General features: G+C 68.1%; 11 protein-coding genes. 4 read left to right on the top strand and 7 right to left on the bottom strand.

Annotated features, from left to right (window positions below; genetic code table 11):
- Positions 1-57: 57 nt before the first annotated feature.
- From IAE58_RS18280 to IAE58_RS18270, 3 genes are all read right to left on the bottom strand, one after another.
- Positions 58-2184 carry an EAL domain-containing protein gene (locus IAE58_RS18280; RefSeq protein WP_199934518.1) on the bottom strand — a complete coding sequence of 709 codons (2127 nt, stop codon included), beginning with the start codon at positions 2182-2184 and terminating at the stop codon, positions 58-60.
- The gene (locus IAE58_RS18275; RefSeq protein WP_199934519.1) at positions 2181-3089 is read right to left on the bottom strand and encodes a phosphate/phosphite/phosphonate ABC transporter substrate-binding protein; all 909 of its coding nucleotides are present in this window, start codon (positions 3087-3089) and stop codon (positions 2181-2183) included. The genes IAE58_RS18280 and IAE58_RS18275 overlap by 4 nt, the downstream gene beginning before the upstream one ends.
- A 76-nt stretch (positions 3090-3165) precedes the next feature.
- The gene (locus IAE58_RS18270) at positions 3166-3936 is read right to left on the bottom strand and encodes an RNA methyltransferase (RefSeq protein ID WP_199934520.1); all 771 of its coding nucleotides are present in this window, start codon (positions 3934-3936) and stop codon (positions 3166-3168) included.
- A gap of 120 nt (positions 3937-4056) precedes the next feature.
- Here IAE58_RS18270 and IAE58_RS18265 point away from each other — a divergent pair, with 120 nt between their 5' ends.
- Positions 4057-4884, top strand: coding sequence for an inositol monophosphatase family protein (locus IAE58_RS18265; protein ID WP_108753642.1), 828 nt, complete (start codon positions 4057-4059; stop codon positions 4882-4884).
- 443 nt (positions 4885-5327) lie between these two features.
- Here the strand turns inward: IAE58_RS18265 and htpX are convergent, their stop codons facing one another.
- Positions 5328-6194 (bottom strand): protease HtpX, encoded by an 867-nt coding sequence (htpX, locus tag IAE58_RS18260; RefSeq protein ID WP_108750152.1) that lies wholly within the window; start codon positions 6192-6194, stop codon positions 5328-5330.
- Positions 6195-6287: 93 nt separating this feature from the next.
- Between htpX and gluQRS the strand changes: the two genes are divergently transcribed.
- The 3 genes from gluQRS (at position 6288) to phaR (ending at position 8695) form a co-directional block, all read left to right on the top strand.
- Positions 6288-7208, top strand: a complete 921-nt coding sequence (gluQRS, locus tag IAE58_RS18255) for a tRNA glutamyl-Q(34) synthetase GluQRS (RefSeq protein WP_199934524.1) — start codon at positions 6288-6290, stop codon at positions 7206-7208.
- 17 nt (positions 7209-7225) lie between these two features.
- Complete coding sequence (locus IAE58_RS18250; RefSeq protein ID WP_108753644.1) at positions 7226-7966, top strand: beta-ketoacyl-ACP reductase; 741 nt, start codon at positions 7226-7228, stop codon at positions 7964-7966.
- Positions 7967-8149: 183 nt separating this feature from the next.
- On the top strand, positions 8150-8695 hold the full coding sequence (gene phaR / locus IAE58_RS18245) for a polyhydroxyalkanoate synthesis repressor PhaR (protein ID WP_199934525.1): 546 nt from the start codon (positions 8150-8152) through the stop codon (positions 8693-8695).
- A 94-nt stretch (positions 8696-8789) separates the two neighbouring features.
- On the opposite strand, the gene IAE58_RS18240 is transcribed toward phaR, so the two are convergent.
- Genes IAE58_RS18240 through mutL form a run of 3 tightly spaced genes read right to left on the bottom strand, consistent with a single transcriptional unit; the run spans position 8790 to position 12588 of the window.
- Positions 8790-9728 (bottom strand): TraB/GumN family protein, encoded by a 939-nt coding sequence (locus tag IAE58_RS18240; RefSeq protein ID WP_199934521.1) that lies wholly within the window; start codon positions 9726-9728, stop codon positions 8790-8792.
- A gap of 2 nt (positions 9729-9730) precedes the next feature.
- Positions 9731-10660 carry a DUF1684 domain-containing protein gene (locus IAE58_RS18235; protein WP_199934522.1) on the bottom strand — a complete coding sequence of 310 codons (930 nt, stop codon included), beginning with the start codon at positions 10658-10660 and terminating at the stop codon, positions 9731-9733.
- A 26-nt stretch (positions 10661-10686) separates the two neighbouring features.
- Positions 10687-12588, bottom strand: a complete 1902-nt coding sequence (gene mutL, locus IAE58_RS18230) for a DNA mismatch repair endonuclease MutL (protein ID WP_199934523.1) — start codon at positions 12586-12588, stop codon at positions 10687-10689.
- Between the last annotated feature and the right edge of the window lie 180 nt (positions 12589-12768).

The following is a 12768-nucleotide window of genomic DNA, read 5'->3' as shown; positions in this document are numbered from 1 at the left end:
ACTGAATCAACGCGTGGTACACCCGGCGGTAGATCCGCGCCATGCGTGGATAGGCGTTTACAACCCCGACTCGATCATCCGCACCACTTCGGTGGCGGTCACCGGGTGGCTCAAGCGGTAACCCTGGCCCAGGTCGCAGCCGCGCTGGGCCAGCAGCTCGAACTGCGCTTCCTGCTCGATGCCCTCGGCCACCACGGTGATGCCCAGTGCATGGGCCATGGCGATGATGGCCGTGGTCAGGGCCAGGTCATCCGGGTCGCGCTGCATGTCGGCCACGAAGCTCTTGTCGATCTTCACGCCATCCACCGGCACCTGGCGCAGGTGGCTGAGACCGGAGAAGCCGGTGCCGAAGTCGTCCAGCCACACCTTCACGCCGGTGCGGTGCAGCTTGTCCAGCAGCTGTGCGGCAACCATTTCATCGCCGATCACCGCCGTTTCGGTCAGCTCCAGGTGCAGGCGTGAAGCGGGCAGGCCGGATTCGTGCAGGCACTGCGCCACCAGGGCGGGCAGTTCACCACCGCGCAGCTGGCGCGGCGACACGTTCACCGACACGAACAGCTCATCGCCGGCGGCGCCACGCGGCCACTGCGAGGCCTCCATGCACGCGGCGCGCAGCACCTTCGGTCCGATGATCTCGATCAGCCCGCTCTGCTCGGCCACTTCAATGAACACCGACGGCGGAATGGTGCCCAGCGTGGGATGCTGCCAGCGCAACAGCACTTCCACGCCCACCAGGCGGCGGTCGCGCATGCGGAAGATCGGCTGGTAGGCCAGGCGCAGTTCGCCGCGCTCCCAGGCGCCGCGCAGTTCCTGTTCCATGTGCACGCGGCGTTCGACCGCATGGTCCATGGCCCGGCTGTAGTAGCGGAAGCAGTTCTTGCCGGCCATCTTGGCCTGGTACATGGCGATGTCGCCGTTCTTCAGCAGCGTGGTGGCATCGGCGGCATCGTCTGGGAACAGGGTCACGCCGATGGAGGTGCCCAGGAACAGCTCGCGGCCCTGCACCACCAGCGGCTTGCCCAGCTCGCGCACCAGCACTTCGGCCAGCAGGCGGGCATTGGCCGCCACATCACCGTCGCCGACCAGGATCACGAACTCGTCGCCACCGAACCGCGCCAGCAAGGCTTCGTCACCGCCGGCTTCGGCCACCGCGCTGGAAATGCGCTGGGCGAACTGCAGCAGCGCCTCGTCACCGGCCTCATGGCCCAGGGTGTCGTTCACCCGCTTGAAGTCATCGATGTCGGCAAACAGCAGCCCCAGGCGATGCCCGGACGCGCGCGCCGCCATCAGGCGGTGGTCCAGCGCTTCGCGGAAGGCCAGGCGGTTGGTCAGCCCGGTCAGCGCATCGGTATAGGCCATGTGCCGCACTTCGCGGTCATGGCGGGCAATGGCATCGCGCATGCGCGCAAAGCCGCGCACCAGCTCACCCACTTCATCGTCGCGGGTGTTCTCGGCCAGCGGCGCCTGGTAATCGCCCGCCTCGATGCGGCGTGCTGCGGCGGCCAGCTCACGGATCGGTGTCACCAGGGTGCGCTGCACGTACAGGATGACCACCACGCCGATCACCACAAGCAGGCCCAGCATCAGCAGCAGCCAGCCCAGGTGGCGGCTGCCGACCTGCTGCAGGCGCTGCCCCAAGGTCGCGTTGGCGGCCACTTCGCGCGCGTGCACCTCGTCCAGGGCCATGCCCACGCGCACACCGCCGATACGCTGCTTGCCCACGGTGATCGGCATGGCGTTGTCCAGCACGGTGGGCGACTGCTGCACCACCAGGGTCTGTGCCTTTACCGCGCCACGGGCCAGCGGGTCGTCCATTTCGCGGCCGAAGCCGGCCACGTCCAGCGAGCCGTCATGCACCAGGCGCCCGCGCTCGTCGAACACCAGTACATAGCGCACCACCGGCTGCCGCGCCGTACCGCGCACCAGCGCACCAACCTGGTCCAGGTCGTTGTAGTACAGCGGGTTGGCCAGTGAATCAGACAATTCACGCGCCAGCGCCTCGCCGCGGCTGCGCACGCTGCGATCGAACAGCTCGTGGATCACCCCGCCGCTGAGGCTCTTCACCTCGCTCTGCATCGATGCCTGGCGCCCCAGCAGCACGGCCAGGATCGCGATCACCACCAGCATTGCCCCGCCCATGGCGAGCAGGAATCGGGCCTGCATCCCGGAGCCGAGCCATTTCATTCAACTTCCATCCGCACGCGCGTCAACCCTTGTTTCAATTCGTCCAGCCGCTGCTGCGCATGCGCATCGACGCGGTGGAACCCGGAAGTACCAAAAAAACGCTGCAATGCCACCTGCGCACGTGGATCGGAGGCCGCCTGCAGCAGCACCTGCTGCAGCCGCTCGCGCACCCGCGGGTCCAGGTCGCCACGCACCACTTCCACCGCGCGCGGGTAAGGCTCGGTGCGCAGCAGCACGCGGAAGTCGCGGCGGAACGCTGCCGGCACCCGCGCCTCATCATCCCAGTCCACGCTGCTGACCGCACCGCCGTCGGCCAGCCCCTTGTGCACGAAGGTGGCCACGTTCAGTTCGCTGCGGGCAAACACATAGCCCACCGCGTCCGGGCCGGGCACATCCCAGTTACCGGCCAGGATCTGCGGCGTCACGCCACGCTCAAGCAGGGTCATCACCGGCACCAGGTAGGCGCTGGTGGACGCGGTGTTCTGCAGGGCCAGGCGATGCCCGCGCAGGTCTTCCACACGCTGCAGCGCACTGTCGCGGCGCACGAAGAACACCGTGTGGTACTCGCGCACGCCGCTGCGCTCGGTCAGCAGCAGCGGTTGAGCCCCGCTGCGCAGGCCCAGCGCCACCGCGGTCCCGGCCGTTTCCGTGACCCAGTCGACCCGACCGCGGCGCAGATAGCTGGCCATCTGCTGCGGATCGCGCGCCATCAAGATGCGCCCTTCGCGGATGCCCACGTCGTGCATGCGGGCCACCACGTAGTCCAGCAACGGTTGCAGCTGTTCGTAATGCGCCTTCGGGTTGTCGCTGATCCGCCCCAGCACCAGCACCGGGTCGGGCGCCGGCGCAGCATGCGCCATCCCGGCCAGCAACACCCAGGCCAGGCTCAGCAGTCCCCTCTGCATTGCCTTCCGCAGACCCGACACCACGTTTCATCCCCCAGGTAATCGCGACAGACTACCTGAAAAAATGAGAACTTCGTCAGCCCTGCGAATCCTTCGGCTGCGCCAGCCGGGCCATGCGCTGGGCGTCGGCCAGAATGCCGCGCAACAGGCGCACTTCCTGCTCGCTGGGCTCGGCACGCAGGAACAGGCGGCGCAGCTTGCGCATGGCCGATTCGGGCGCCCGCCCTTTATGGAAATCGATCTCGTCCAGGGTCTGCCCGAGCTGGCCGAAGAAGCTCTCCAGCTGTTCATGGCTGGCCGCCTGTTTGCGCAGGCCTTCTTCAGCCTGCACCACCGGCTGCTGGCCCAGCAGGCGCATGCGCGTTTCATAGGCCAGCACCTGCACCGCCGCGGCCAGGTTGAGCGAACTGAACGCCGGGTCGGACGGAATATGCACAGCGGCGTGGCACAGCTGCAGTTCTTCGTTGGTCAGGCCGGTGCGCTCGCGGCCGAACACCAGCGCCACCTCGGCGCCCTGCCCGGCCTTGTGCACCGCACGGGCGGCGGCATCGACCGGCAGGAACTCTTCCAGCTGCACCCGGCGCGCGCGGGCCGTGCAGCCCAGCACCAGGGTGCAGTCGGCAACGGCCTCGGCCAGGGTGGGCACCACGGGCGCGTCGCCCAGCACGTCTTCGGCACCGGCCGAGCGGCGGAAGGCCTCCTCGTCCAGCGGCTTTTCGGGGGCGACCAGCACCAGCCGGGCCAGGCCCATGGTCTTCAGGGCACGCGCGGCGGCCCCCATGTTGCCGGGGTGCTGGGTGCCTACAAGGACGAAACGGATGCGGGTGGCGGCGGGAAACTGGGACATGAACAGGGAAAAGGTCGAGCTGGACGAAGACCAATGGTAAACTGTGCGGCCGGCCACTGCGCCGGACCCGCTCTTTTCCCCCGCCAGCCCTTCTCTTCTGCCTTTCCGGGAGCCCACGCCATGCAGAAACCCGCCGTCACCGTCATGGTCAAGGCCGCCCGCCTCGCCGGCAACGTCCTGTTGCGCAACATCAACAAGCTCGAGGCGCTGAATGTGGTGCAGAAGGGCCGCATGGACTACGCCAGCGAAGTCGATGCCGATGCGGAAAAGGTGATCGTCAAGGAACTCAAGCGCGCCTACCCCGACTACGGCATCTTCGGTGAAGAAGGTGGCGTGCAGGGCGAGCGTCGCCAGATGTGGGTCATCGACCCGCTCGATGGCACCAGCAACTACCTGCGCGGCGTGCCGCACTACTGCGTGTCCATCGCCCTGGTGGAAAACGGCGAACCGACCGACGCGGTGATCTTCGACCCGCTGCGCAATGAACTGTTCACCGCCAGCCGCGGTGCCGGTGCCGTGCTCAACGACCGTCGCATCCGCGTGGCCGACCGCAAGGACCTGGAAGGCACCATGATCCACACCGGCTTCGCGCCGCGTGAGCGCAGCCGCGCCAGCGCACAGCTGAAGGCCCTGGACGCGCTGCTGGTGCATGCCGAAGACGTGCGCCGCACCGGCTCGGCCGCGCTGGACCTGGCCTACGTGGCCTGCGGCCGCGCCGATGCCTACTTCGAAGCCGGCGTGAAGGCCTGGGACGTGGCCGCTGGCCTGCTGCTGGTGCGCGAAGCCGGCGGCAAGGTGTGCGACTTCAAGGGCGCCACCCTGGGCCGCATGGACAACCGCGGCCCGGACACCCACCAGATCGTGGCCGGCAACCTGAAGGTAGCCGAAGCCCTGCAGAAGGTGCTGGTAAACACCGCCTACGCCGCCGAGTTCGACGCGAAGTTCTGAGCGTCGCATCGCAGCGGCGCATCGAAACGGCACCCGGGAGGGTGCCGTTTTTGTTTGCGTAGACTGCGACATATCACGGTTCTCCACGCTGCCCGGTACGGGCGGCTGTGGCTTTTGACCTTGACGTGGGTCCGCCTTGCAGCGAGCCGAGCACCGCAGGGGAACCAGGGGCGAAGAGGCGCGGGTGTCTGAGCGCAGCGAGTTCCGCGCCGTCCCATGGGTCACCGAGGAGCGCAGGGAACCGTCGTGCGCAGCACGGCGGCTCGCGGATGGCGGCGTGTTTCTTTGGTTACTTTCTTTGCACGAGCAAAGAAAGTGACACCTCTCCGCGGGCACGGAAATGATCCGCCGGGCATGACCCGGCATTACTGACGCATGCATCACCGCAAACAAAACGCCCGGCGCGAGGCCAGGCGTTCCTGCACTACATTGAAAGCCGAGGCTTACGCCACCGTCGAAGCCCGCAGCGCGGCAATGCGCTCTTCCAGCGGCGGGTGGCTCATGAACAGCTTCTTGGCGGTCGAGCCAGCAATGCCGAAGGCGGCGATCTGGCTGGGCAGCGTGCTCTGGCCGTGGTTCAACTGCAGGCGCTCCAGCGCAGCAATCATCTTCTGGCGACCGGCCAGCGATGCACCACCAGCGTCGGCACGGAATTCGCGATGGCGCGAGAACCACATCGAGATCATGGTGGCGAACAGGCCGAACACCATCTCCAGCACGAACACGATGATGTAGTACGCAAAGCCACGGCCGCCGCCTTCGCGGTTGCCCGACAGCGCGCTGTCGATCACGCCACCCACCACGCGGGCCAGCACGATCACGAACGTGTTCAGCACGCCCTGCAGCAGCGCCATGGTGATCATGTCACCGTTGGCCACGTGGGCGATCTCGTGGCCCAGCACGGCCTCGGCCTCGTCTTCGCTCATGTTGTGCAGCAGGCCGGTGGACACGGCCACCAGCGCGTTGTTGCGGTTGGCACCGGTGGCGAACGCATTGATTTCCGGGCCGTCATACACGGCCACTTCCGGCATGCCGATGCCGGCGGCCTTGGCCTGGCGTTCAACGGTGGCCAGCAGCCAGCGCTCGGTCGGGTTGCGCGGCTCGGTGATCACCACCGCGCCGGTGGAACGCTTGGCCATCCACTTGGACAGCAGCAGCGAAATGAAGGAGCCGCCGAAGCCGAAGATCGCGGCCATCACCAGCAGGCCGCTCATCTGGCTGGGATTGACCCCCAGCAGCGACATCACGATGCTGGCCAGGATAAGCACGGCAAAGTTCGTGGCTAGAAAGAGTGCGATGCGGGTAAACATGGGAAATTCCGGCTCGGAAGGGGTCGATATCTGCCAATTTGCGGTGCAGTCAGCTTGAATTCAAGCGCCAACCTGACCGACGATTCAGCCAGCATGACCTCCCCCATTCCCTGCGGCCGCTTTGCGCCCTCGCCCACCGGCCTGCTGCACCCCGGTTCCCTGCTTGCCGCCTTCGGCAGTTGGCTGCTCGCGCGCCACGCCGGCGGCCTGTGGCGGCTGCGCATTGAAGACGTGGACCCACCACGCACCGTGCCCGGTGCCGCGCAGGCGCAGCTGCGCACCCTCGCCGATTTCGGCCTGGCCCACGATGGCCCGGTGCTCTGGCAGAGCGAGCGCAACGCCGTCTACCAGGCCGCGCTGGACGGGCTGCTGGCCAGCGACCTGGCCTTCGTCTGCCACTGCAGCCGCAGCGACCTGGCGGCCAGCGGCGGCATCCACCACCGCTGCGTGGCCCGCACGCCGCGACCGGACCCGGCCGTCCGCTTCCGGGTGCCGCCGGGCAGCATGGTCCACTTCGTTGATGGCCTGCGCGGCCCGCAGCAGCAGGACGTGCACGCCGAGGTCGGCGATTTCGTGCTGCGCCGCGCCGATGGCTGCTGGGCCTACCAGCTGGCGGTGGTGGTGGACGATGCCGCGCAGGGCGTGACCGAGGTGGTGCGCGGCGCCGACCTGCTCGATTCCACCGCGCGCCAGATCCTGCTGCAGCAGGCCCTGGGCCTGGCCGTGCCGCGCTACTGGCACCTGCCGCTGCTGCTGGATGCGCCGGGCCACAAGCTGTCCAAATCGCTGGCCGCCCTGCCGGTGGACAGCGCGCGGCCGCTGCCGGTACTGCGCCAGCTGTGGGCCCTGCTGGGGCAGCCGCCGACGGCGCTGGACGACTGCGAAGACCTGCCCGCGCTGCTGCGGGCCGCCCGGCACGCCTTCGATCCGGCGCGCCTGCCACGGCAGGACATCCTGCTGGCCGACGGCGCACTTTCCGCGCCGATGTTGCAGAATCCCCTTTCCCCCACCTGAAACCCGGACAGCATTCCATGACATCTCGCGTCGCACTGGTCACCGGCGGAACCGGCGGCATCGGTACCGCCATCTGCCAACGCCTGGCCGACCAGGGCCACCGGGTCGCCACCAACTACCGCGACGAAGCCAAGGCCCGTGCCTGGCAGCAGGCCATGACCGCGCGCGGCTACAACGTGTCGATCTTCCCCGGCGATGTCTCCGACCCGGCCAGCGCCGAGGCCATGGTGCGCGCGGTGGAAGCCGAACTGGGCCCGGTCGAGATCCTGGTCAACAACGCCGGCATCACCCGCGACACCACCTTCCATCGCATGCGCGCCGAGCAGTGGCACGATGTGATCAACACCAACCTCAATTCGGTGTTCAACGTCACCCGCCCGGTGATCGAAGGCATGCGCCGCCGCGGCTGGGGCCGGGTCATCCAGATCAGTTCGATCAACGGCCTGAAGGGCCAGTATGGTCAGGCCAACTACGCCGCGGCCAAGGCCGGCATGCACGGCTTCACCATCTCGCTGGCGCGCGAGAACGCCGGCTTCGGCATCACCGTCAACACCATTTCGCCGGGCTACGTGGCCACCGACATGGTGATGGCCGTGCCCGAAGAGGTGCGCGCCAAGATCATTGCCGACATTCCCACCGGGCGCCTGGGCAAGCCGGAGGAAATCGCCTATGGCGTGTCGTTCCTGGTGGCCGACGAGGCGGCCTGGATCACCGGCAGCAACCTGGACATCAACGGCGGCCACCACATGGGCTGGTAAGCCGCGCAACCCGGGCGGCCGCGCCGCTCCGGGGCGGTCGCGGCGCGCCCATGCTGCGCAGCACGCAAACCCTTGCTGCGCAACATGATGGGCGTGCAAAGCCAAGCCCGGCGGGGGCTGGGGCGGTTGCCAAGGCTTGTGCACTGCGCCATGCTGCACATCTACTGTGACGAGTACCGCTTCATGGCTGCGACCCGCATCATCAAGAAGTATCCGAATCGTCGTCTGTACGACACCGAGATTTCCAGCTACATCACCATCGAAGACGTGCGCCAGCTGATCCTGGATGGCGAGGATTTCGAGGTCCGCGACGCCAAGAGCGGCGACGACCTGACCCGCTCGGTGCTGCTGCAGATCATTGCCGACCAGGAGCAGGACGGCGAACCGATGCTGTCCACCCAGCTGCTGAGCCAGCTGATCCGCTTCTATGGCGATTCGCTACAGGGCTTCATGGGCAACTACCTGGAACGCAGCATGCAGGTCTTCCTTGACCAGCAGCAGCAGTTCCGCCAGCAGATGGGCAATCTGCTGGGGCAGACCCCGTGGGCGATGATGAACCAGCTGACCGAACGCAACCTGGAGCTGTGGCAGGAATTCCAGCGCAACATGGGCGCCGGCTTCGGCGGCCCGCGCCCGGGCGGTACCGGTACCGGTACCGGTACCGGCACTGGCAGCAAGCCGAACGAGGGCGGTGCCAGCACCGGCACCGGCGGCAAGACCCGCCGCTGAGCCCGGCCATCGGCTGCAACGAAAACGGCGCGCCCCTGGCGCGCCGTTTTTTGTTGCGGCCGTCGTTGCCGCGGCATCCACGCGCGGCGTGGATCTACCGCTTGCACCCCGTGCACACGCGCTCGACCTTGTAGCCCTTGGCCTTCAGCTTTTCCACCACGCCATCGCTGCCCAGCAGGTGCAGCCCGCCCACCACCACCAAGGTGCCACCCTGCCCGGCCTGCAGGTACGGCACCAGCTTGGGCACCCAAGCGTCGTTGCGGCCGGTGTTGATGCGCTGGTAGAGCTGCGGGTACTGCTGGCGCATCTCCATGGCCATCTTGTTCCACAGCAGGCGCTCATCACCGCGGCGCCAGGCATCGTGCAGCTGGCGTGCCTGCGCATCGCCCTTGGCCACCTCGTCCAGCGACTCGGCCAGCATCTGCCGCTGTTCGGTGGCGCTCATGCCGTCCAGCATGCTGATCTGGGTATCGATGTCTTCCAGGCCCGCGGTCCTGCGCCCGGTCTTCTGCGCGCGCTCCATGAAATGGCGGTCCAGGCCCAGCGCCGGGTCCAGGCCCATCTTCTGCATCTGCCCGACCGAAATGGTCAGGCCCACGAACCAGGCCTTCATGCCCTGCAACTGCGCCAGCGGCAGGTTGTTGCTGGCCGCAAACGCCTGCAGCTTCTGCCAGGTCGCCTCGTCCAGGTCACGCTTGAGCTCGCTGCCGTCGGTGCGGGTGGCAGCCTGCACCATGCGGCTGGCCAGCTGCGGCGACTGCATGTCTTCCGGTGACAGTTCAAACACCACGCGCTGCGAGGCGTCGAAGGCCTTTTCGACATCGGCCGACAACGGATAGTCCTGCGCGGTGAGCAGGTGGAACGAGCCGAGCAGGTACAGGCGCGCATCACCGGCGCCGGTCACCTTCCACAGCAGCGGTACCGGCGGCTTGCTGGCGCCACTCTCGGCAGGCGCACCGCGCGCGGCCGCCAGGGGCGCAACGGCACAGGCCAGCAACAGTGCAGCACTTCGCAGCAGGGTTCTGATCGACATGGTCAGCCCTCTCCCGGGGGCAGGTGGTACGCCTTCTCGCCCGCATCCACGCGCAGGTCCATCCGGTTTTCCGGCGGCGACAGCGGACAGGTCGCAAAGGCGGTGAAGGCACAGGGCGGGTTATAAGCGTGGTTGAAGTCCAGGGTCAGGCTGCCGTCCGCGGCCGGCGCGGCGGTGTCCAGGTAGCGACCGGCCGGATAGCTGCCATGGCCACTGGTGCGGTCGGCGAAGATCAGGAACAGGGGCTGGCCAGGTTCACCGACGGCTTCCAGGCGCCATTGCCGTCCATCACGCTCGAACTCCACCGCCCCTGCATTGGGCATGTCGGTGGTCAGGCCGGTGATGTCGACGATGGGCAGGGTCTTGCCCGCCGGGTGGGCGATGAACCGCGCCGGCACCTGCCACTGGGTACCGCCCGGCCAGTACTGCAGGCCGGCGAAATCGCGCCGGGCCGCCGCATCGGCGTGCTTCACCCGCAGCGCGTCACGCGGGCCACGGCGGATCAGGCTCAACTGGCCCTTGCCGCCATCGAAGGCCAGCAGCGTGGGCTGCGCGTCCTTGTCGGTGTCCATGCGGATCCGGCCCCGCACCCGCTGCCCCTCGTGGGTCACGTCGGTGCCGGCTTCGGGGGTGAACCACCATTGGCTGCCTTCACGGCGCAGCAGGCCCAGCTTGGCCGGGCCCACCGCCAGGCGGATGCCACTGGTGGCACCGCTACCGATGAAGTGCGATTTGTTCTGCAGCCAGTGCAGGCCCACCAGCGCGGTCCAGCCATCGGGCCGCACCAGATCCTGGTAGCGCTGCACCCGCCACTGCTGCTGTTGCGCGGCGAAGGCCGGATCTTCGGTCTGTGCCGGCCCCGGCGCAGGGGCCGGACTGCAGGCTGCCAGCGTCAGGGCGACCAGCAGGCCGCCCGCTCCCCAGTAACGCATCGATGCTCCCCTCCAGGTAGCGCGGCTCAGCGGCCGCGCAGGAACCAGCGGTCGATCTCCGCCAGCGAAAAACGGGCCCAGGTCGGCCGACCGTGGTTGCACTGGCCGGACCGCTCGGTGATCTCCATGTCGCGCAGCAAGGCGTTCATTTCCGGCACGGTCAGGCGACGGTTGGCGCGCACCGCGCCGTGGCAGGCCATGGTCGACAGCAGTTCGTCACGCGCACTGGCAATGCGCCGGCTCTGGCCGTGCTCACGCAGATCGGTCAGCACGTCGCGCAGCAGGCCCTCCGGCTCGGCATTGGCCAGCAGTGCCGGAACGCTGCGCACATGCAGCGCGCCCGGGCCGGCACGGGTCACTTCAAACCCCAGCGCGGCCAGCGTTTCCGCTTCGGTTTCAGCGGTATCGGCCTCGCGCTCGCCCACGGCCAGGGTAATCGGCACCAGCAACGGCTGCGACTGCAGGCCGATGCCATCGTGCGCATTCTTCAGCCGTTCGTAGCCGATGCGCTCGTGGGCGGCATGCATGTCCACCACGATCAGGCCTTCGGCGTTCTCGGCCAGGATGTAGATGCCGTGCAGCTGGGCGATGGCGTAACCCAGCGGCGGCACGCCGGCATCGGCGCTGGTTACCGGCAGGCCGTTCTCGCTCGGCATTGGCGGCGGCGCGCCGCTGCGTTCACCGGCACCGGCGCTGGCATACAGCGCCGCGTAGGCGGCCGGCGCATCGGCCACCTGCAGGCCCAGCGGCTGCTGCGGGCGCCAGCCGGAGAAACCACCACCGCCGCCGCCCGAACCGGGCGCGGGGCCGCGCACCAGGCCAAAGCCCGACGCGCCGGCAGTGGACGGCACCGGCGCACCCGCGGCGTCCACGGGGTGGGCCGCACCAGCACCGATCTCCTGCGCGGACACGCCGGCGCGGGTATCGGCCAGCGCATCCTTCAGCGTGCGATAGACGAAATCGTGCACCAGCCGCGAATCCCGGAAGCGCACTTCATGCTTGGCCGGATGCACGTTCACGTCCACCCGGGTCGGGTCCAGTTCCAGGAACAGCACATACGCCGGCTGGCGGCCGTGATACAGGACATCGCCATAGGCCATCTTCACCGCATGCGCCACGCTGCGGTCGCGCACCGAACGGCCGTTCACGTACAGATACTGCTGGTCGGCGCTGGCCCGCGAATAATGCGGCTGGGCGATCCAGCCGTGCAGGCGCAGGCCGGCACCGCTGTGGTCCACGCGCACCGCCTGGGTGGCGAAATCCTCGCCCAGCGTTTCCGCCAACCGCGCATCGGAGTACAGATCACCGGGCTTGTAGCGCCGCGATGCCTTGCCGTTGTGCGACACGCGCAGCTCGACATCGGGCCGTGCCAGCGCCAGCGAACGCAGCCATTCTTCGATATGGCCCAGCTCGGTGCGCTCGGCGCGCAGGAACTTGCGCCGTGCCGGCACGTTGTAGAACAGCTCGCGCACTTCCACCGTGGTGCCCGGCGCATGCGCGCGCGGCGTCACTTCACCGATCTTGCCGCCTTCGATCTGCAGCGCCGAACCGTGTTCGTCATGCGCGCGGCGCGAGGCCAGGGTGAAGCGGCTGACCGAGGCGATGGACGGCAGTGCTTCGCCGCGGAAGCCCAGCGTGGCCACCGATTCCAGATCGTCCAGATCGGCGATCTTGCTGGTGGCGTGCCGCGATACCGCCAGCGGCAACTGTTCCGGCGCGATGCCGCTGCCGTTGTCGCGGATGCGGATCAGGCGCACGCCGCCCTCTTCCAGATCGATGTCGACGCGGCTGGCGCCGGCATCGATGGCGTTCTCGACCAGCTCCTTCACAACCGACGCAGGGCGTTCGACCACTTCGCCGGCGGCGATCTGGTTGATCAGGATTTCCGGCAACGGCCGGATCGGGCGCGGATGAGCATCAGACTTCATGCAGCGATGATAGCGGAGCCGCCATGGGTAGAGTCGACTGTCAGTCGACTGCTCCTCGCCGGACACCAAAAGCCCCGCGCTGCGCGCGGTAGAGTCGACTGTCAGTCGAGTGCTCCTCGCCGGGCACCCAAAGCCCCGCGCTGCGCGCGGTAGAGTCGACTGTCAGTCGACTGCTCCTCG

Origin of the sequence: Stenotrophomonas sp. S49 (assembly GCF_016624905.1) — a bacterium.
Lineage (GTDB): Bacteria > Pseudomonadota > Gammaproteobacteria > Xanthomonadales > Xanthomonadaceae > Stenotrophomonas.
The sequence above is the reverse complement of the archived record's forward strand: the minus strand, read 5'-3'. Positions and strand labels throughout refer to the sequence as shown.